This window comes from Methylophaga sp. OBS1, assembly GCF_026319365.1.
On sequence record NZ_JAPDMS010000001.1, the window covers coordinates 833,453 to 855,306 of the forward strand.

The following is a 21,854-nucleotide window of genomic DNA, read 5'->3' on the forward strand; positions in this document are numbered from 1 at the left end:
AGAGTGTGATGCCAGCTATCTGGCCGGGGTGGTTGAGATGGCAATTAATGATTACACATTGAGTAATTGCCCCGGGTTAAGAGCCTGAACGAGTCTCGCAGTCAATCCACCATATTCTTTTTCAGCAGATCCGTCACAATTTCTGGTACGTAGGTGCGTCGAATGGTAATGGCGTAAAAGTGCTCATAGACATTTGGCAGTACCTGGTATTCGGCTAATCGGCCATTAGCGATTTCATCCTTGACCACAACTGAAGGCAGGGCGGTAACCGCCCCGGTGTCTCTGACCAATAGGCGCAGCATCGCCATATCATCGGCTTCTGCCATCACTGCCGGACTATAACCGACTGTCGAACAATAGGCATCGAAGGCAGAACGGATTTCTGTGATGCCTGTAGGCAGAACCCACTTCAAGCCGTCATAGCCGTCCGGGAATGTCGTGTCGGGTTTAAGTTCAGCAGGTCCGATAATAGAGACGGATTGCCTTGAAACCAGCTGACTCTGCCAGATAGCGTCGTCGTTCTGCTGGCTGACGGAGCGGTTGGTCAATACCAGATCGAGTTCGTGGCTGCTGAGACCATTCAACAGGTTTGTCATCCCCCGGGTACTCAACGTAAAGCTGACATTGGCTTCCTGTAATAGAGGACTGATGAAGGATTCGGTGAAGTTTCTCGACAGGGTAGTGAGTACGCCGATATTGATATGACGTTGTGTCGCCAGTTCTCCCTTCTTCAGAAAGGATTGCAGCTCTTCACCGGTGGTAAAGATTTCATCGGCGTAACTCAGCACTTTCCTGCCGGTATCGGTCAGGACAAGCTGTCTTCCCACGCGTTCAAATAACTGTACGTCCATGGTGGTTTCAAGCTGTTTGATTTGCTGTGACAGCGCTGATTGCGACACGTGACACTCTTCCGCCGTTCGCGTGATGCTGCCTGAGATCGCAACCCGCCAGAAGTAATAAAGATGATGATAGTTAATTTTAGCCATGGTTAACCAAAACTTATTAATTTATTAATTATTATCTATTTTATTTATGTTATCGCGTTTGACATACTGCTGCCAGCAAAGGAGGTATGCCTGTGAATCAATTCATCTCGTCTCACTTATCCATTCTTATCCCTCTGGTTTTAGCCATGGGTGCCTGGCTGGCCGGCAACCCGGGTCTCTCTGACAACAAACGCCGCAGGATACTGAGAACAGTCTCCCTCGCTATCATAGTCTCGATGTTCATTGTCACAGCCAGTTATTTTCTGCTTTCTCACCAGGCTTCGACAGGCATTTTGGCGATGAACGGCATCAATCTTACGGTCCTGTTTTTGATCAGCTTCATGGCTGTGATTCTGATTAAATTTTCTGAGCGATACATCCGTTCAGAAGCACGCTCTGACCGCTTCTGGCGCTGGTTATTACTGAGTCTGACTTCAGTTTCTGTGGTTGTGCTGAGTAATAATCTGTTGTTGTTATGGCTGGGCTGGGTCTCGATCAGTCTGTGTTTCCATCGCCTGTTGTTGTTTTATCCCGACAGACCCCGCGCTGTGCTGGCTGCGCACAAGAAATTTATTCTAGCCAGGGTCGCCGAGATCTGTCTGCTGGGCGCTGTGCTGCTGTTGTATTATCAGCACGGTACATTCCAGCTCAACGCCGTTCTGGACTACTACCTCAGTGTCGCACCCGGCCACGAACTGAGTTTTGTCGAAAAAGCGGCGGCTTTCCTGCTCGTGCAGACTGCCTTGATAAAATGTGCCCAGTTACCGCTGCATGGCTGGTTGATTCAGGTTGTAGAGGCACCCACACCTATCAGTGCGCTGTTACATGCCGGTATCATCAACCTGGGCGGTTTTCTGCTCATCAGTTTTGCGCCGTTGATGGCACTGGCACCGGTCGCCCAATGGACCCTGATTGTGGTGGCCGGCTTGAGCACATTGATCAGTGCGCTGGTGATGGTGACCCGAATCAGCCTCAAAGTCCGGCTGGCCTGGTCGACCTGTGCCCAGATGGGACTGATGCTGATCGAATGTGCCCTGGGATTGTATGAGCTTGCCTTGCTACACCTTCTGACGCACTCGCTATATAAGGCTTATGCATTCCTGAGTACCGGTGAAGCGGTTCAGGATTACACGCTCAAGCAGTTGGCACCACAGCAAAAAGTGACGTTTGATACGGCACTTGTCTGTTTGTCACTGGCTGTCGTCGCGACGGCATCCATTCCTCTTTTGACGGCTTATCAAGGGCCTCTCAGCATCTGGTTGCTGGTGAACGCCGCGCTGGCGCTGTATCTGGTCTCGGCATTGAGACAGGGGCTGTCACTGGCCAGTCTGTCTGCAGTGTTCATCGCCGCAGGGTTAGTCGGTTTCTATCTTGGCGGCAAGGCGCTGCTTGATAATCTGATAGCTGAACTGCCAGTGACCGGCATGTTCTCAGCCATGGATATCTGGCTAATGGCGCTGGTGCTGGCCTTGTTTATCCTGACGGTGCAGATTCGGGTTTTCCCGCAAGCCAAACAGACACAAACCCTCTATCGCTGGTTATTCTCCGGCCTGTATCTGGATGAAATGATGACACGCCTGACACTTCAGCTCTGGCCTGTCGTGCTTCGTCCGAAACTTCAGCACAACAAGACCGAACAACAATCTATTGAGGAGTCCTGGGTATGATTGACGCCAAAGCTGAGTTCAACAGGGAAGCAAGTGCCGAGCAGCTTGCAGCTATTCGTCATGCCTGCGCACAGATTGCGCCCAACTGGCCACTGGACCGTTTCATCGCTGTCAATGCCTTGTGGGAATGTCGTCATCATCCCATCGAACTGGTCTCAGCCAGGTACGCGGCGTTGGCCGGTGTCAAAACGACCCTGTCTGCGGATGAACTGCTGGCCAGTTTTGATAATGGCACTATCTCCGAATCATCACTTATTGCAGCCGCAAAGGCTTATAAGCTGAGCACTGACATTCCTGATCTGAGAGCCGGTCTGAAGCAATCCTCCCCGGCTGTCTGGCTGAGTATCGCTGAAATTGCAGATCTGAGTCGCGACCACCACAAAATGCGCTGGCAGGACGAGACTATCCATCAAATCAGCCAGTTTTGTGGTGAGTTTATCAATCAGCACCCGGACAACCTGGAAAGTCTCTATGCCCGCTGGCTGGATTTCACGACGCATGATTATGGTATGTCTCTGTTGATGGGGGAGAAGCATCTGCGGGAAGCCTTCGTCGATCTGCCTGGTGATTTCGATACCCTGTTTGCCGAAGTCGCCGCTGAACTCGATCTCAGCAACTACGATCTGGAGATATACGCACACAAACTGCTTCTCAGTATCAATGGCTGGGCCAGCTATTTCTCCTGGCAGCGCTGGGAAAAACAACTGCAGGGACAGGACAGCCAGTATGTGGAGTCACTGCTCGCGATCAGAATGGCCTGGGACCTGGTTGTCTGGCGTCAGCTAAAAAAGAAAAACGAGACCACAGACTTTCGCACCCTGGAAGCCCGCTGGGCCCAACAGAAGTTTCAAATTAACGAGCTCATTGATGAGCATATTGAGCATTTGCGTTATTTCTGGGCCTGGACGCATGCGGCGGAACTGGAATACCAGAAAAAGCTGCATCAGATCCTGAAAACTTCAGCACGATCCGGTCAGGATACGCCTGTGTTGCAGGCCGCGTTTTGCATCGATGTTCGTTCCGAACGTTTCAGAAGAGCTTTGGAAAATCAGAGTCCAGCGATTCAGACCATCGGCTTTGCCGGCTTCTATGGCCTGCCTATCAGTTATCAGCCCGCAGAGACACCGACAGTGCGTCCTCAGTTACCGGGTCTGGTTGCACCGGCGATCAGAGTCAGTGAGAAAAAAGCAAGTCAGGATAAGCTTCATAACCTGCACACGCTGAGCCACTGGAAGAGCTGGGGCAATTCCTCGGTCTCAGCGTTCACCATGGTCGAAACGGTGGGCTGGACTTATGCGTTCAAGCTGCTCAAGGACAATTTTCTGCGTAAGAAAAAAGAGAATCTGATTGATTCACTCAGTCACCATCATGACTGGGAACTGCTGAACCAGGACCAGCCGCTCAGTCTTGAGGAGAAAACCAGTCTGGTCAGTGGCGTTCTGAAGGGCATGGGACTGACCCAGCAGTTTGCTCCGACCGTACTCCTGCTCGGTCATGGCAGTGAGACCCGCAATAATCTCCATGCCTCGGGTCTGGATTGCGGTGCCTGTGGCGGCCAGACCGGTGAGGTCAATGTTCGTGTGCTGGCGAGTTTGCTCAATGATGCGGTCATAAGACAGAAGCTGGCAGAAGCGGGCATTCAGATTCCAGAACAGACGCGTTTTGTTGCCGGTTTACATAACACCACCACCGATGAAGTGAGCTGCTTCGGGGAAATCGACACGGAGATCGAGGGCTGGTTGAAACAGGCTTCCAACGCCACGCGCCGTGAACGCGTAGCGACGATGGAGACGGGATTGCAGGAGCTTGACGACCATAAACTGGAGAAAGCACTGTCAAACCGTGCCAGAGACTGGTCTGAAGTCCGCCCGGAATGGGGACTGGCCAACAATGCTGCGTTTATTGTAGCACCGCGTGATCGCACACGCGCCTTGCCGCTCGATGGTCGGGTATTTCTACATGATTACGACTGGCGTCAGGATCCGGATGCCGCCTTACTGGAACAGATCATGACCGCCCCCATGGTGGTGACTCACTGGATCAATATGCAATACAACCTGTCTGTCGCGGATAACAACTTTTTCGGCAGTGGCAACAAGCTGCTTCACAATGCGGTTAATCAGCACATCGGGGTTTTTGAGGGCAACGGCGGTGACTTGCGTATCGGCTTGTCATATCAGTCGATCCACGACGGCAATCAATGGCGTCATCAGCCCCTGCGTCTCAATGTCTATATTGCGGCACCCAAAGCCGCGATAGAGAGAGTCATCGCGGACCATGAGACCGTCAGGCAGTTAGTCGATAACAACTGGCTGTTCCTGTTCTGCTGGGATGATGACAACGTGATTGAACGATACCTGCCAGGTAATCAGTGGGAGCTGGCGAAATGAAGTCACTCAACCACCTTCAGCAACTGGAAGCCGAAAGTATTCACATTATGCGTGAGGTGGCCGCAGGCTTTGAGAATCCCTGCATGTTCTATTCGATCGGCAAGGATTCAACCGTCATGCTGCATCTTGCCCGCAAAGCTTTCGCGCCCGGTAAAGTGCCATTCACGTTACTGCACATTGATACCACCTGGGAGTTTGCCGAGATGGCCAGCTTCCGCGATCGGCTGGTCGACAGGCACGACCTGGATCTGATTGTTCATGTGAATGAGGCTGCATTGGCTGAAGGGGTACACCCGATTGAATCAGGCTCAGTGGTCTATAACGACCTGATGAAAACGGTGGCGCTGAAACAGGCGCTGGATAAACACGGTTTTGATGCTGCCCTGGGTGGAGCGCGCCGTGACGAAGAACGCTCCAGAGCCAAGGAACGCATTTTTCGGTCCGAAGCCCCACCCACCGCTGGGACCCCAAAGCACAACGTCCTGAACTCTGGAATATTTACAACACCAGGTTGAACCCGCGGGAGACAGTGAGAGTCTTTCCTTTATCGAACTGGACTGAGCTGGATATCTGGATGTACATCCTCAGAGAAAACATTGATATCGTGCCGCTCTATTTCGCCAGGCCCAGACTTTCCTGGGTCGATGAGGGCACTGGCCAGATTCTGGGGCTGGATGATGAGCGTATCCTGCCTTACCTGTCTGAATCGGAAAAAGCGAGCATTGAAGAACGCTGGATACGCTTCAGAACGCTGGGCTGTTATCCCCAGACAGGCGCAGTTGAGAGCCGTTCTTAAACAGTGGGCGATATCATTATTGAAATGATTAATTCCCGAACCAGTGAACGGCAGGGACTCATGCTGGATAAAGACCAGGCCAACTCCATGGAGCGGAAAAAACAGGAGGGGTATTTTTGAAAACGGCTGCGTTGCTTACCAGGCATCGTAAATCTCAACAGCTGGCGCCTGTTTTGTACGATATCGGTATTGAGTTGGTCGAAATCGATTTTTTCGATACCGACACGCTGGGGACTTTTGCCGGAGAAGTTGAAAGAGTCCTGACACCCAGTGAATGCGCGCTGGAAAAGGCCAAAAAAGCTGCTGAAATGAGCGGTCTCAACATGGGGCTGGGTAGTGAGGGCAGTTTCGGTGGCGGACCGCTTGGTGGTCTGATGAACTGGAATCAGGAGATTATCTGCCTGTACCAGAAAGAGCCGGAACTGGTCGTCTACGCCTCTGCTGAGGGCCCAACTGCGATCAGGGCCATCAAAGCCGATAATATCGACGAGCTGGTCAGCAAAATGTCGGATTTTCAGCAGCAGCGATGGATTGTCCGATGCCCGGACGGTATTCTCAAAGGGCTCACGCAAGATGAGGTGGCAGGTATTTATCAGGCTCCCTTCACCCAATGGCCCGTCGAACTGGAGCCCGACTTAAGAGCGATGCACTCACCACTCAGACAGCTCATGATCCAGAAGGCGGCACTGAACCTCGCTGAGCGTATTCAATCCAAATGTCCTCAGTGCGACGCTATCGATTTCTGGCCGGATGAAAAGGCGTATGGTCCGGCCTGCCAACAGTGTGGTTACCCGACTAATGAAGTCAAAGCGCTCACAAGCACCTGCAAATCCTGTGGTTACCGGGACACTGAGACCGTGCTTGTCAGCGGTGATGAACGTTTTTGTGATCAGTGTAATCCCTGAATCAGGCCGTTGTCTGCATATTAAAGTTGCTTGAAATCAGGGCGATACCCTGTGTAGTGAATAACTAAAGAATGGCCTGAGCCATCACTACCGAGAGAGCGCACCTGTGAGCATACAAAAGAAATTCCTCATCGCCCTGGCTTCGTGCATGCTGTTATTGGCCATGCTGACGGTTGCCGGCTTAACTTATTCAGAAAATCAATCCCTGCATAAACGCCTTTCCGCCCAGTCACAACAACTCACTAATTCCACGGCGAACATGCTGAATGTGATCAACAACCTGATGCTGGATCAGGTGAATAGCAGCATGCGTTCTACCCTGGAGATGATTCGCAGCAAAGGCCGTATTTCACAATCAGGTTCGATCACTGTCAACGGCAATAGCGTCACGGATATCAGCTTTGGGGGTGAGCCGCAGGCTTTGAACTATGCGCTGGTGGATAAGGTGACTCAGCTTAACGGTGGCACTGCAACGATTTTCAGTAAACATAATGATGATTTCGTCCGGGTCAGTACCAACGTTCAGAAAGAAGGAAAGCGTGCAGTCGGCACCATCCTTGATCCCAATGGATTGGCCATCAAACAGATCCGACAGGGCGACGCTTTTTATGGTGTGGTGGACATCCTGGGAGAGCCTTATTTTACGGGTTATGAGCCCCTGAAAAATGCCCTGGGGAAAGTCATCGGCATTGCTTATGTCGGTTACAAGGTCAACATGGAGGAAGTCAATGCGGTGATTGCTTCCGGGCGACTGCTGGATCAGGGATTTATCGCTCTGGTAGATGGTAACAATCAAATCCGCCAACATGCTGCGCACCAGACTGAGGCGCTTATCCGTTCAGTGATCGACAACCCGGGATCAGGCTGGCGTGTCGATCGGCAATCCTTCACACCATGGGGCTATGAGATTGTCGTCGCCTATTCAGAAGAAGACATTACCGGCTTGCTGTGGCAAAAAGCCCTGATGTATTTCGTGGTGGCATCCGTACTGGGGTTTTCCGTGGTCGCGCTGGTTTATCTGCTACTACAGCGTGTCGTGATCAGCCGGCTGAGTCAGACCACGAAAGCACTGGTTTCTATTACCGAGGGCGAGGGCGATCTGACACAAAGGTTTAATTCCAGCAGCGAAGATGAATTTGGTCTGATGGCGAAGGGTTTTGACAGTCTGCTAGAGCGTGTCAGGAAAACCATCGTCGCAGTAGAGGAGAAGTCCAGGGAACTGGTCAATTCTGCTGAGTCGCTCAATAAAATTGCTCAGGACGCAGACAGAATCAGTAAAGAGCAGGCCGAGGAAACTGAGCAAGCGGCGACAGCGGTCAATGAGATGAGTGCCACTGCACAGAGCGTTGCAGAGAGTACAATGTCCGGGGAGCAGGCCTCTAACCAGGTACAACAACAGGCATCTGAAGCCTCAACATTCCTGAAGGAGATGGCCGGTTCGCTGAAATCCCAGGCGGATGAAATCAAAGCGTCAGAACAAACCCTGTTATCACTTAAAAAAGCCAGTTCGGACATTGGACAGGTATCCGAGGTGATTCATAGTATCGCTGAGCAGACGAATCTACTGTCACTGAATGCGGCCATTGAGGCGGCAAGAGCCGGTGAATCAGGGCGCGGTTTTTCGGTGGTAGCGGATGAAGTCAGATCCCTGGCCGGTAAAACACAAAGCTCCACCGGGGAAATTGAAAGACTGATTCAGCGCTTGCATGAGGACGTGGACAAAGTGTCACAGACCATGCTGATGCAGATTGAGCATGCGAATCACAATGTACAATCCAGCGAGACAGCCATAGCCGCTATAGAGGGTGTTTTATCGGCTGCAGATAGGATACACGGACTGAACAGTGAAATAGCCAGTGCTGCCGAGCAGCAAAGCGCAGTCTCTGAGGAGGTCAGCCGCAATGTCACGAGCATTAAGGAGCATGCGCGCGAGAGTGCTGATTATGCAGCAGAAACATCAAAAGCCAGCCAGAAGCTGCAAAGTATGGCACTGGCAATCAGTGACATGATGTCTCAATATAAAACCTGATAATGTCACAATCAGTGCACGTAAAAAAAGCCCTCGAATGAGGGCTTTTTCAGGCTGACGGAAAGCTAGGGCTTGTAACCGAACAGTTGCTGGCGCTTGATTTTATCAGCCACCACATCCGGCACCAGACGCTCCCATCCCGGCTTATTATCAGTGATCATCTTCAGCACTTCAGGAGAGAAGATATCCAGATATTCTTCGTTGAATTCCTGAATCTGTTCAATCTCATCATTTTGTTTCAGGTATTGATACAAATGTTTCTGCTGCTCAGTAACCTGCAGATTATCGACTTTATACAGTGTTTTCGTCGCAGCATCTTTGTAGGGGTAGATATAGAGCTTGACGTTGTTTTTGAACAACCGACCGAAGCCTTCCAGAATCCCGCCTTTCAGGTCACTGTAGTACTTGTCTTCGAACAGTTCGATCAGGCTGTGTGCCCCCATCGTTATCCCAATCCGGCGCTTGGTGTAGCGGGACAGGTAAGTTGCGAGGCGATAATATTCCGGATAGTCAGAAATCATGACCGTGTGGCCGGTGGCTTCCAGCACATCGGCCCGGCTGATGAAGTCTTCCAGGTCAATGCCGTCATCACCACTATGCAGGTTATGCATGGTGATTTCCATGATAGAGATGGTTTCATCCGGCGCCGAATCATCCTCTGCTTCGAACTGTTTCCGGGCCGCATTGAGCATATCAATATTGACATGGGTCACCGGACGGAAGCGGCCACGCTCGACCAGTACATTTTTCTTACGCAGGTGTTCGGAAGGCTGCAGCACTTTACCGTCAGCCGAGAACATCGCGGCATCACTCAGCCCCAGTTGAACCAGTCTTAAACTCACCACACGATTGTCGACGTGCAGGAAGGCATCGCCGCTGAGATCAATCATGTCGACTTCAATACGATCCGTAGTCAGATTATCCAGCAATGACTTGACCAGCAGATCCGGGTTATGACTGAGGTGAAAAGCGCCATAGATCAGGTTCACCCCAATAATGCCCAGTGCTTCCTGTTGCAGCGCGTTTTCATTATCCAGCATGCGCACATGAATGACGATATCGCTGGGCGCTGCCTCTGGTTCAGTCTGAAAACGGATACCCAGCCAGCCGTGACACTCATTGGTGCCATGATAGTTGCGGGCGGATACGGTATCAGCAAAAGCAAAAAAGGCCGTGTTTTCTCCGCGCTGTTCGCTGAGGCGCTCAATATTCAGTTTATACTCGAGATCAAGCATGTCTTCCAGCCGCTCTCTGCAGACATAGCGCGGGGCTTTGCCGTAGATGTCATCGCTGACTTTCATGTCATAGGCGGAAATACTTTTGGCAATCGTGCCGGCGGCGCCACCGACCCGGAAAAACCAACGTACCACTTCCTGTCCAGCACCGATTTCGGCAAATGAACCATAGCGAATTTCATCCAGATTAACGGCAAGTGCTTTTGCACCCGGGGAGAGCGATTTATTCTGTTCCATAGGGCCTCATTTCAGTTGCGATCCAGTTATCAAGTGTAACGCCTTAGTGGAGTGACTATAACAGGGCCGAGCCAACCGCAAAAAAAGCGGGCCCTTTCACTGGAATAAATACGCATTGTTTGTCACGCTATCCTGTGATCGGAATGCATAAAATCAGGGAGAGAATATGGCCATTAAATTATCTGCCGGACCCTTGCTTGGCATTGAGTCCAATCAGCTTTACACCGTTTGCTTCTTATCTGACAAGTCGGTGACTACAGCGACCGTCAGTTTTAATAACCAGTCGGTTGAAGCACAGCGACAGGCCGAAACGCCCAAAGGTTTTTTCTGGCGCGCTGAAGTCGAGCTGCCGCCCCGAGAGGCAAATTATCTTGTTGGCTACACCATCAGCTTAAACGAAACCCGGGCAACGGATATTCACCAGCGTGATCGCTGGACTTTCTATGTACCTGCCGCCGCTGAAAAGCCGCGCTTTGCCTACACCTCCTGCAATGGCTTTTCCAGTGCCGATATCCTGACCAAAACTGAGAAACCTTATGCACTCTGGGAACAGATGCAGCGCCAGCATTACCAGCGCCCTTTTTCATTGCTGATGATGGGAGGAGACCAGCTCTACGCTGATGAAATCTGGTCTGTGGTTCCTGAGCTGCAGAAATGGTCCATGCTCGACAAAGCCGACAAAATCACGCGTAAGTTCAATACCACAATGCGTGATCAAGTTGAACGCTTTTACGAGAAACTATACTGCGAGCGCTGGACCAACCCCGCTATGGCACTGATGCTGGCTTCAATCCCCAGTGTGATGATGTGGGACGACCACGATATCTTTGATGGTTGGGGCAGCTTCCCGGAACCGATGCAAAACTGTGAGGTTTACCAGGGGATATACAGTATTGCCAGGCGCTACTTTGAATTGTTTCAGATCCGCTCAAATGCTAATCAGAGTCTGCTGGATAACAGCGCCAATCATTATGCCTTTGGCTTCTCTTTCCGCAACTATCATCTGCTGGCGCTGGATAACCGGGCTGAACGTACACGGGAACAGGTAATGAGTAATGAGCAGTGGCAGGCCGTTAATGATCATCTTGATAGTCAAATCAATGCGGGCGATCTCCTGGTACTGTCTGCAGTGCCTGTCGTTTATCGAGACTTTTCATTGACTGAGTCCAGCTTTGACGTCACGCCCTGGGAGGAGGAGCTCACGGATGATCTCAAAGATCACTGGCGCGCCAAAGAGCATCAGGGCGAGCGGGCGAGGTTGATTATGCGCCTGCTGAATAATGCTGAAAAACGGGCTGATAACAAACAGCACAGAACCGTCATTCTCTCAGGCGACGTGCATTTGGGTTGCCTTGGCATCATCAACGACGCTCGCAAAACAGCCAGGCCAATAAAAATCCATCAGGTAGTGTCATCGGGTGTTGTGCACAGCTCTCCCAGCCGGATTGCCTGGCTGGGTATTATGGCGGTGACTAACGATGATGATGAGTTTCTGAACGAAGACAGAACGATTAAAATCTCCATGCTAAAGCCGTTCAGCTCAGATAAATATATTCGGGCCAGAAATTATGTCACGCTGGAAGCAGGGACAGACGAGAAACTCTGGGTAAACTGGATTTGTGAAAGCAAAACAAACAAGCCCAGTTATCCGCTGGTCTAGTTATTCAATCGCTTTAGCAGGAGCTCGGCTCAGGTGCGGGGTAGCGCTGTAAGTAATAGTCGTGTTATCAGCGCCGGGATTAAACTGCATGGAGGCGGGTAATGCTTAAGTTCGCCGATGCCGTCATCGCGTCTTCACACAATCTTATTGAGGCTAGTTTATCCTACATCTGATTAATTGATGTACAACCTTAAAGTTTAAGAGTGTAAGGTCGCTAAATATACTTAAGTAGTACACAATGTTTTCGCATAATCTCAGGTAACGTCAGGGACGACTGTTGCACATTGAGGTACAACACACCATCAGGACCCTGAATGAACTGGCTCGACGCGTTTTTTATTGCCCCGCAAGAACAACAGAATTATATAACAGGGTCTTACAATTACACCTTAGTTGTACTGTCAGTGATAGTTGCCGCGGTTGCATCGTTTATCGCTCTGCATTTTGCGTCTATGGCGCAAAGCCTGCTTGTCGAACGACAGCGACATATCGCCGTGATTGCGGGTGCCTGCATCATGGCCGCTGGTGTCTGGAGTATGCACTTTGTCGGAATGCTGGCCCACGACATCGGTGGGCATGTGGGCTACGACCTGACACTGACATTTTTGTCAGTCATCCCCAGTCTGATAGCGACTTACATCACGCTTAAAATACTGATGAAAGCCAGGCTGACGTTCTGGCAATTAGTTTACAGCAGCCTGTTTGTGGGTGCTGGTATCGGCATGATGCATTACACAGGCATGGAGGCGATGGAAATGGAGGCCAAGCTCCAGTATGTGCCGGCCTGGTTTTTCGCTTCCATTGTCGTCGCCATTGTGCTTGCCTTTGTCGCCTTGTCAGTTCGCTATTATCTTTCTCAGTTCTCCCAGAACTTATCTGCAAACCTGATCAATGCGATCAGTGCGATTATCATGGGCATTGCCATTTCTGGTATGCATTACACCGGTATGGCTGGCGCCAGGTTTAGTGATATTGATGTGACGGTTATTCATCAGGCAATGAATCAGGAACACCAGCAATTATCCTACATTGTTGCTTTCACAACCTTAATCATCTCAGCCCTGGCTGCAACCATCGCTTCACAGCTACGTTACCGTCAGCTACTGGTTGAGAAAACCAGTAATGAGCGTCGTCTGCAAACAATGATGAACACGGCCGTTGACGGTATTTTTACTATAGACAGTAACGGCATTATTCAGGACTTCAATCAATCTGCCACTGACATTTTCGGCTGGCAGCCTTCAGACATCATCGGTCAGTCATTTTTCCGACTCGTTCCTGACGAGGCGATAGAAGAGTTCCGGGGCTATTTACTCAATTTTCAGAAAACCGGGCAGACGCAGATAAGTGGACAGGCAAGAGAGGTGTTTGCCAAGCATAAAGATGGACATATCTTTCCGGTACGGCTTGGGCTTGGACATATCCAGTTAAAAGAACAGGGCTCCATGTTTGTGAGTTTTGTGACTGATATTTCTGAACGCTGGGAAATGCAGGAAAAGCTCAGGAAAAGCGAAGAGCAATACAGCTCACTGATCAAAAATATTCCCGGCGCCAGTTTTCGTTGTCTTCTGGATGAGCATTGGACCGCCGTGCTGGTCAGTGACGCCATATTTGATTTATGCGGCTGGCATCCGGAAGACTTTTATGAAGGCAGGATTCATTTTTCCGACCTGATTCATCCTGATGATGTTGAGAAAACGGATCAGGCAGTGGCGCAAGCACTTGAGAGCAAATCTAATTACACCGTTGAGTTTCGCTGGAAGCACAGGAATGGAGACTATATCTGGGTACTGGAGAATGGCTCTGTCATCTGGAAGGATGACAAACCATTATGGATAGATGGTTTGATTCTCGATATCAGCGAGAGAGTGCAAATGGAGCACAATCTCATCGAGGCCAAGGAAGCAGCAGAGCTGTCAGCGGAGAGTAAGGCGAGATTCCTGGCCAACATGAGTCATGAGATTCGCACACCGATGAATGCCATTATCGGTTTCACAGATATTCTGAATGACGCCGACAGCTTGTCGGTGGAAGACAAAAAACACCTCAAAACGATCAGCCAATCAGCCCGCTCTTTGATGCACTTGCTCAATGATGTGCTGGACAGTGCCAAGCTGGAGAAAGATAAATTAGAACTGGATGAGTCGGCTTTTCACCTGACACGCCTGGTCGATTCGGTGGTCTCTACACTGTGGCTGCAAGCCAAAAATAAAGGCTTATATCTTAATTTTGAGATTCCCAGCGATATTCATCCAAGCTATATCGGCGATGAAAGTCGTCTGCGCCAGGTATTGATCAACCTGGTCGGTAATGCCATTAAATTTACGGAAAAAGGCGGGGTTAAACTCAGTGTGTCGAGCAACCCGCAACAACAACTGTGCTTCGTGATAGAAGACACCGGTATCGGTATGGATGCGACTACCCTGGCGCAGGTGTTTGAACCATTTTCTCAGGCTGATGCTTCCATGAGTCGCCGTTTCGGTGGAACCGGTTTGGGAACGACCATATCGAAACAACTCGTCGAACTGATGGGCGGCGAGTTGTATGCAAAAAGCGAGTTGGGTGTTGGCAGTGTTTTCTACTTTGAACTGCCTTTGCAGAAAACCGACGTGGTGATCGAGCCCGTCTCAGAAGGAAAACCGCTCTCATTGCCACCTCAGACAGTGCTCATTGCCGATGACATTGAACAAAATCTAACCTTACTGACACTATTACTGGAGCGCCAACATCATAAAACGGTTCAGGCAGAAAATGGTGAACATGCTTTGGCATTATTCAAAGACATTCGACCGGATATTGTGCTGATGGACCTGCAAATGCCGGTGATGGATGGGTTTACCGCGACAAAACTGATTCGGGATTATGAAGCTGAAAATGATTTGAGTCCAACGCCTGTTGTGGCCTTGACTGCAAGTGTGCTGTCAGAGGACAAAATGGAAGCGAAACGTGCCGGCATGAATGGCTTTGCTCATAAACCGGTGGATATACATGCTTTGACCCGGGAAATGGCCAGAGTGCTGGGAATCAGCATTGCTGATGATGACATTGAACCCGAGACCTTGGTGGATGACCATAGTGGTCAAATCAACCTTCAGCAGGGACTTGATTTGTGGGGGAGTCACGTCACCTACGTTGAGGAGTTAAGCCGGTTTTTAAACCAGCATGCTGACCTGCCTGCGCATCTGCTGAATCTGGCTGCAGCATCCGACTTTGCAGCCTTAAAGGCCGATTCGCATCGGCTCAAAGGCTTGTCTGGTAATCTGGGACTCACTGCAATTTATCAGATCTCGATCAGTCTGGAGCAACAGGCGGGGAATAGCGATAGTGAGCAATGCAGCGAAGAGATAAAAGCGCTGCAGGAGGCGATGTCGGCATTAGCGCTGGAAGTGAAAGCGTTAGCTGAACTGCATCAATTGGAGCAAAAAAACAGCCGCCAGAGTCAGACACTGACTGAATCGGACACACTCGATTTGGTAGAACAGCTCTCAGCCTTGACGGGGTTGGGTGAAATGGATGAGTCCATGGTAGATAAACTGGTCAATGGCATTAAAGCGGATCTCCACAGTCTGGCGCAGGGCGTACAAAATGCCCTGGATGAATTCGACTTTGTAACAGCACAACATCATCTTGATAGCATCAAGCAGCAACTGACGAAGGGTTAAGTCATGACACTAAGAAATGCATCCTCGCCGAAAATCCTGATTGTTGATGATGAGCCGGCCAATTTAAGAGTGCTGAGACAGGTTTTGCAGCATGACTACAGACTCTCTTTTGCACGCTCAGGACAGGCAGCGCTGGAGCTCGTTGCTAAGGAACGCCCGGATCTGATTCTTCTCGACATCATGATGCCCGAAATGACCGGTCTTGAGGTTTGTAAACGACTCAAAGCTGACCCGGAATACAGTCATATTCCCATTATCTTTGTGACCGCATTGCAGGATTCGGTTGATGAGGCTCAGGGGTTTGAGATTGGTGCTGTAGATTACATCGTTAAGCCAGTGGTGCCCTCAACAGTACTTGCCAGGGTCAAAACACACATATCTCTGGTTCGTGCGGAAGCGCTTCATGAGACACAGATTGATTTGATTCAGCGACTGGGGCGAGCCGCTGAATATAAAGACAATGAGACAGGGCTGCATGTGCAGCGTATGAGTCACTACTCAAAAATTATTGCCATGGCTTACGGCTTTGACAAGACAGCAGCTGATGAGCTGATGATGGCAGCACCAATGCATGATATCGGCAAGATTGGTATTCCCGATCGGATATTGCTCAAACCCGGTAAATTGAGCGATGAAGAATATGCGGAAATGAAAAAACACGCCGAGATCGGTGCCGAGATCCTGGCTAACTCACATTCGAGGCTGATTCAATTGGCACATTCAGTGGCGCTCAGCCACCATGAAAAATGGGACGGCTCCGGTTATCCCCGCGGTCTTAAAGGCGAAGACATACCCATTGAAGGCAGAATCGTGGCGATTGCCGATGTATTTGACGCACTCACCAGTGAAAGACCCTATAAAAAAGCCTGGTCAGTAGAAGATGCGCTCGAATTCATCAAGTCGCAGTCTGGTAAACATTTCGATCCGGCGTTGCCCCCCTTAATTGAGCAAGAATTACCGGAGATACTGGCAATCAAGGCGCAATTGTCAGAGCAGGGCGTAGCAACTGAAAAGTTTGCCGAGACCGCGGCGACAGAAGCATAGCCTTTATCTGGTTTATGTCCGAGCTCTTTGCTGGCTCATTGATCTATAACGTTTCAGTTTAACAACATCTCAGCAAACCAAGGACATCCACTGAAATTTGTCCAGGATGGGGGCTACTCTTGATTAGATTGACGCCAGGTCTCGTTGAATGTGTTGTCAGGTGTCAGTAATTTTAATGGCACGGAACATCGCACATTGACGGAAGACGTTAATATCCGGTTCGACATTCATATTGCGCGACACCCGCAATACCAGTCTTAGCAGCATCTTCATATCTCTTGGGCTGATTTCCTGAAACGTGGCAAGTAACTGGGCCAATAATGCCCTGGATAAGTCAAACTCATATTGCTGTGCGAATACCTGCCAGATGCGGGCGGCATTTTCCGGGGTCGGGATTTGATATTCTATAATCGCAGCACATCGAGAGATGATGGCTTCGTCAATATCGGAAGGTCGGTTGGTCGTCATAAACAGCAAGCCGCTGAAATATTCCATTGTTCGTAAGAATTCCGCGACGATCGCATTCTGTTCAATGTTATTACCGCGGGTCACAATGAATACATCGGCTTCGTCCAGCAGCAGCACGCAGTTCCAGCGCTCAGCACGGGCAAAAATGACACGAAGATTGGCTTCGATATCTTTGGCATTGGTGCCTAGGGATCCGGAGTGCAGCAGGTACAAAGGCCGCTGAATCAGTTCCGAATAAATCTCTGCTGTCAGGGTTTTACCGACACCGGGCACGCCTTTACAGAGAATCACATTGCCGGCCGTTTTTCCCTCAATAATATCGCCACTAAAGATATCGACATTGCTGGTGAGTACATCCAGCAGATCATGATGTGTTTTAGGCAGAATTAGTTTGTCTTTTAGTGATAGGTCATAGTGGTAACGTGTCAGGTAATCAGCGTGGATCCAGACGAAACCCTGTGTTTTAAGATTAAACACCCGGAGTAACGGCCATTCGGGCATCGCCAGTACATTATCCTCGCCCTCGACCAGACAGGATTCTCTTAACTGTGAATAGGTTTTGACATCACTGGCCGCCATATCATGAATGACTTTGGTATCGATGGGTGTGCCATCGGAATTAGCCTGGGTTTTGTCGGTGTAGATCGAGCCGCTGGCAATAAACTGCTCGGAAAACTGGTCTTTTATTTCCCGGCAATAGCGGGCATAACTCGCTTCATAGTCGGCTTTCAGTGCATCTGTTTCTTTATAAACCTGTTTCAGCGCCAAAGCTTCATTGATACGTTTTCTGTTGACATCACCGGGGCTGAAGGCGATGTAGTCATGCTCGAAGCCGAAATAGCCTTTCTTGAGGTTGGGCGAAAGGTGACAGACATGCATCAGCAGGGATTCTTCCGCATGGGCGGTGGCCGGTTTGTAACTGAAATCGGTTACCAGGGCCGGGTAAAGTTTGCCGTCGGCCTTTTTTAGATAGACCCAGCCATCAATCAGTTTATGTTTGAGATAAGCTTCCAGTGTGGAGGAAAAGGCTTTGAAATTGGGGAGGGGGGAATCAAATTCACCATCACGCGCCATCAGGATAGCTTCGATAGCACGCGATGATTTCACATCGTCCAGTGATTTAGCGACCTCAGCCATATTCTGCAATGCGGCAAGCGATAATTGCCGGGGCTCAATTTCCATTTCCGTGGTTTTGATATAACCACGCTGGTCAGCTTCTTCCCGCATCACTCTCTCACGGTATGGCGCGAGTTCGGGATGTTGCGTTGCTTTGATGAAGTCGTGAGAAACAATAAATGACACTTGTCTGACCTGTATTGAAAGAAAAAAAGACCGGGGCAGCGCAGCTTAGTTCATACGGCAGCGTTTTTATCGCGCATAGCCTGACCGAATAAGGTCATCTCACGCGATATCAGGCTAGGTTTTAGCACGGCTTCTATCAGTGACGCTGTGACTCCCTTTCACAATGATGCCACAGCTTAAGATGTCGATAATAAAGATCCTGTCATCATCCTGACACAGAAAGGATGCTATCAGTGAAATAGGTTAAAGATTTCCAGAAATCCGCCGCTTAACTACATGGAACCACACTATTTTAAGGCGTTCAAAGCATGAATCTTCACAGCATCCGCATCAAAACTTCGCTGCCCGTCCTGGCGATGGTCATCACCCTCATCGTTGTCATCGTTCTGTTCACACTGATGCTCAGAATGCAAAGCCAGGCTATTGAGAGTTTAAGTACGCAATTTATGCCTGCCAACGCGACGATACTCAATGCCGACAGGGACCTCTACCAAGCCAAGCTCGCTGCTAGTGATGTCTGGCATGGTGAGGGAGATATGGAACAGGCACGGGCTGACTTTGCTGAAAATGCGGCCCAGGTCGCAGAGCGTTATGTCGAATTCAGCCAGTTTATGTCGGACTATCCGGAAGTGCTGGGCGATAAACAGGCCTTCAATAACGCCTACGAGCTGTGGCTGGAAGAGGCTAACAAGCTGGTGAGTATGGGAAAAAATTCGATTGGCGTGAACCGGCAAGCCGAATTGGAAGCGGAAGCTTTTACCACATTACGTGACTTGCTGGATAAATCCGGTGAAGCCCTGTTAGTCAAGTTTGAAGCGCTGGATCAGGCGGTGCGTGCAGACATCAAAAAAATGTTGCTGATTACTATCTCGGTGGTCTTATTGGTGCTGGCGGTGTCCTTGTTCTTCAGCTATATCATCCCCAAGAGACTCACTGATGATTTGAATAAACTGATTGGACGCGTCAACGAGATAGCAACGGGGGATGGTGATCTGACGGCAAGAATCGAGAGTGATTCACGCGATGAATTTGGTCAACTGGCAGGTGCATTCAATCAGTTCGTGGGTAACCTGCAGGAACTGGTCAAAAATATTCTTGAGCAGGTCAACGGCCTCACAGGCCTTACCTCGAAGTTATCTGCCTCATCTGAGCAGACAAAATCTATTAACGAAAACCTTAATCTTTCCACTGAATCTATCGTCAGTGCCGTACATGAAATGTCACTGGCGAACAAAGAAATGGCAGAAGTCGCCACGAATTCGGCATCTGAAGCCGATCAAACAGCAGGTTTTGCTTCACGTGGTATGGAAGTTGTTAAACGGGCAGATGAACGTATCAATGCGCTTAGTCAGGATATGGAGCGGGTACTGGGCTGTTCAAACATACTGCAGCAGAATGCCGAGAATATCGTTTCTGTCCTGGATGTCATTCGCAGTGTGGCTGAACAAACGAATCTGTTGGCGCTGAATGCCGCGATTGAGGCAGCCCGTGCCGGTGAACATGGTCGCGGTTTTGCCGTGGTCGCTGACGAGGTTCGCTCGCTGGCCAATAGGACACAGCAGAGCACGGATGATATCAATGAGATCATTGGACAACTGCAACAGGCCGTGTCGGAATCTTCCACGGCAATCAACCAGGGTAAAGTTAACGCCGATGAAACCGCAGAGTCTTTCGATGAAGCCAGAGAAGTGTTCAGAAGTATCCAACACTCATCGGAGCGTGTAAACGACATGGCAACGCAAACCGCTTCAGCAACTGAAGAGCAAACGGCGGTTGGCGATGAAATCAGTAAAAATCTGCACGGCCTCAACCAACAGACAGAGTCGGCCAGAGAAGTCGCAGAAACCGGTGATCTGCTGTCACAAGAAATCCGAGATTTCTCAGGTGCCATGGCTAAATTGATGGGGCGTTTCAAAGTATAACGGCTTCGCCAAAGCGCAGTCTTTCCCCCGAGCATAATCTTTCGAAACAGGTTAAGCCAGAGGTAATTCAAAAGTCCTGTTAGCGCTTCGAATAAACCTATTATCATGAGTCAGGTGGAGCCGAGAGCACTCTGGAGTGGCTTGCATACGAAGCCAAAAGTACTTTCCTTCCTTTTCAGTTAGATCACTGAAAATCTGATGCTGATTGTCACTAAGAATTGACACAAAATTGACAATACTTATGAGAGGCTAACGTGTTATTTAGATGTAAAAACGATGTTCAATAAAATAAGTCGCACAAAACAGAAAAACAAAGATAGAAACATCGATATATCAGAACAACAAAAGGTCGATACCAGACAATCTTTGCTGGCTCTCAACGAATACATCCCCCTTATTGAATTTTCTACTGATGGAAATATCATTTCAGCGAACGAGTTGTTCCTTGAATTGATGCAATACAGCTTAGATGAGCTCAGAGGTGTGCACCATCGTGTTTTCTGCACAGATGATTATTCTTCATCAACAGAGTATGAATCCTTTTGGACAGATTTAGCGCTTGGAGAAGCTAAGAAAGGCGTATTTCACCGTATTACTAAAACAGGTTCCGATGTCTGGCTTGATGCGACCTACTTTCCAGTAAAAAATGATGATGGCGAGGTCTATAAAATCATCAAGATTGCTAATGATGTCACAGAGGAGCATGAACAACTCAAACACCAGAGTGCCTTGGTTGATGCGCTCAAGCGCTCTCTTGCCTTTATTGAGTTTGATCATACCGGTCGGATTATCGACGCAAATCATAATTTCTGTACTGTTGTTGGATACAATTTCGATGAAATTCGTGGACAAGAACACCGTATTTTTTGTCCGGACGAGTTTATCGAAGACTATGAGAGTTTCTGGCGAAGTCTGGCTGCTGGCGAGTTTAAATCAGGCTTATTCAAACGATTGGATAAATACGGTCAGACTATCTGGCTTGAAGCCACATATAACCCGGTGGTGAATAGCGATGGTAGTGTTGAGGTCGTGGTGAAGTTTGCCAGTGATGTAACCGAGCGTATCAATCAGAGGAACGAGCTAACCAAGACAACAGAGCTGGCTTATCAAACTGCACAAAACACATTGGATGTGGGGGAGGAAGGTATTCTTCAACTCGATACTGCTTCGAAAACCGCGATAAATATATCTAACACAGTAGATAAAGCTGCTCAGGTGATGAATGAGTTAGCTCAGCAGTCTCAACAAATTTCAGAGATAGTCACTACGATTTCTCAGATTGCTTCACAAACTAACCTGCTCTCACTGAATGCGGCAATAGAAGCGGCGAGGGCAGGAGAGAGCGGCAAGGGGTTTGCGGTGGTCGCTGACGAGGTCAGAAAGCTTGCCTCCAATACTTCAGATGCTACAGTAGAAATCAGCGAAATTGTGCAAAAAAACAGTCAATTGACTGAGAAGTCATCTGAATACATGGAAGCAATCCATGATCTGGTGGAAGGATGTAATGAGCAACTTTCGCACACACAAAATACACTGACTAGTATAAAAAAA

General features: G+C 49.4%; 11 protein-coding genes and 2 pseudogenes. 10 read left to right on the top strand and 3 right to left on the bottom strand.

Features of this window, described 5'->3' with window-relative positions; all coding sequences use genetic code 11:
• Positions 1-101: 101 nt before the first annotated feature.
• Positions 102-986, bottom strand: a complete 885-nt coding sequence (locus OMQ46_RS04065) for a LysR family transcriptional regulator (protein WP_266235616.1) — start codon at positions 984-986, stop codon at positions 102-104.
• Positions 987-1,078: 92 nt separating this feature from the next.
• On the opposite strand from OMQ46_RS04065, the gene OMQ46_RS04070 reads away from it, so the two are divergent.
• From OMQ46_RS04070 to OMQ46_RS04090, 5 genes and pseudogenes are all read left to right on the top strand, one after another.
• Complete coding sequence (locus OMQ46_RS04070; protein ID WP_266235614.1) at positions 1,079-2,653, top strand: NADH-quinone oxidoreductase subunit L; 1,575 nt, start codon at positions 1,079-1,081, stop codon at positions 2,651-2,653.
• A complete protein-coding gene (locus tag OMQ46_RS04075) occupies positions 2,650-5,043 on the top strand; it encodes a YbcC family protein (RefSeq protein ID WP_266235612.1) in 2,394 nt (797 codons plus the stop codon). The genes OMQ46_RS04070 and OMQ46_RS04075 overlap by 4 nt, the downstream gene beginning before the upstream one ends.
• Positions 5,040-5,959, top strand: a pseudogene (gene cysD / locus OMQ46_RS04080) (sulfate adenylyltransferase subunit CysD). The gene OMQ46_RS04075 and the pseudogene cysD overlap by 4 nt, the downstream one beginning before the upstream one ends.
• Positions 5,956-6,744, top strand: a complete 789-nt coding sequence (locus OMQ46_RS04085; protein WP_266235611.1) for a DUF6671 family protein — start codon at positions 5,956-5,958, stop codon at positions 6,742-6,744. Before cysD ends, OMQ46_RS04085 begins: the two are co-directional and overlap by 4 nt.
• 106 nt (positions 6,745-6,850) lie before the next feature.
• Positions 6,851-8,773, top strand: a complete 1,923-nt coding sequence (locus OMQ46_RS04090) for a Cache 3/Cache 2 fusion domain-containing protein (RefSeq protein ID WP_266235610.1) — start codon at positions 6,851-6,853, stop codon at positions 8,771-8,773.
• A gap of 65 nt (positions 8,774-8,838) precedes the next feature.
• Here OMQ46_RS04090 and OMQ46_RS04095 read toward each other — a convergent pair whose 3' ends face one another.
• Positions 8,839-10,245, bottom strand: a complete 1,407-nt coding sequence (locus OMQ46_RS04095; RefSeq protein WP_266235609.1) for a TonB-dependent receptor — start codon at positions 10,243-10,245, stop codon at positions 8,839-8,841.
• Between the two features lie 166 nt (positions 10,246-10,411).
• Between OMQ46_RS04095 and OMQ46_RS04100 the strand changes: the two genes are divergently transcribed.
• The 3 genes from OMQ46_RS04100 (at position 10,412) to OMQ46_RS04110 (ending at position 16,611) form a co-directional block, all read left to right on the top strand.
• Complete coding sequence (locus tag OMQ46_RS04100; RefSeq protein WP_266235607.1) at positions 10,412-11,905, top strand: alkaline phosphatase D family protein; 1,494 nt, start codon at positions 10,412-10,414, stop codon at positions 11,903-11,905.
• Positions 11,906-12,219: 314 nt separating this feature from the next.
• Positions 12,220-15,567 (top strand): PAS domain S-box protein, encoded by a 3,348-nt coding sequence (locus OMQ46_RS04105; RefSeq protein WP_266235604.1) that lies wholly within the window; start codon positions 12,220-12,222, stop codon positions 15,565-15,567.
• A 3-nt stretch (positions 15,568-15,570) separates the two neighbouring features.
• Entirely contained in the window at positions 15,571-16,611 is a 1,041-nt protein-coding gene (locus tag OMQ46_RS04110) for a response regulator (protein ID WP_266235603.1), read from the top strand.
• Positions 16,612-16,767: 156 nt separating this feature from the next.
• On the opposite strand, the gene OMQ46_RS04115 is transcribed toward OMQ46_RS04110, so the two are convergent.
• Positions 16,768-18,381, bottom strand: coding sequence for an AAA family ATPase (locus OMQ46_RS04115; RefSeq protein ID WP_266235601.1), 1,614 nt, complete (start codon positions 18,379-18,381; stop codon positions 16,768-16,770).
• Positions 18,382-18,689: 308 nt separating this feature from the next.
• On the opposite strand from OMQ46_RS04115, the gene OMQ46_RS04120 reads away from it, so the two are divergent.
• Positions 18,690-20,303, top strand: coding sequence for a methyl-accepting chemotaxis protein (locus tag OMQ46_RS04120; protein ID WP_266235868.1), 1,614 nt, complete (start codon positions 18,690-18,692; stop codon positions 20,301-20,303).
• 396 nt (positions 20,304-20,699) lie between these two features.
• Positions 20,700-21,833, top strand: a pseudogene (locus OMQ46_RS04125) (methyl-accepting chemotaxis protein); the annotation flags it as partial.
• Positions 21,834-21,854: the final 21 nt, after the last annotated feature.

Excerpts from the sequence above, each read along its gene's own strand:
- OMQ46_RS04065 (WP_266235616.1), bottom strand. The coding sequence starts at position 986 with ATGGCTAAAATTAACTATCATCATCTTTATTACTTCTGGCGGGTTGCG.
- OMQ46_RS04075 (WP_266235612.1), top strand. The coding sequence starts at position 2,650 with ATGATTGACGCCAAAGCTGAGTTCAACAGGGAAGCAAGTGCCGAGCAG.
- OMQ46_RS04095 (WP_266235609.1), bottom strand. The coding sequence starts at position 10,245 with ATGGAACAGAATAAATCGCTCTCCCCGGGTGCAAAAGCACTTGCCGTT.
- OMQ46_RS04100 (WP_266235607.1), top strand. The coding sequence starts at position 10,412 with ATGGCCATTAAATTATCTGCCGGACCCTTGCTTGGCATTGAGTCCAAT.
- OMQ46_RS04105 (WP_266235604.1), top strand. The coding sequence starts at position 12,220 with ATGAACTGGCTCGACGCGTTTTTTATTGCCCCGCAAGAACAACAGAAT.
- OMQ46_RS04110 (WP_266235603.1), top strand. The coding sequence starts at position 15,571 with ATGACACTAAGAAATGCATCCTCGCCGAAAATCCTGATTGTTGATGAT.
- OMQ46_RS04120 (WP_266235868.1), top strand. The coding sequence starts at position 18,690 with ATGAATCTTCACAGCATCCGCATCAAAACTTCGCTGCCCGTCCTGGCG.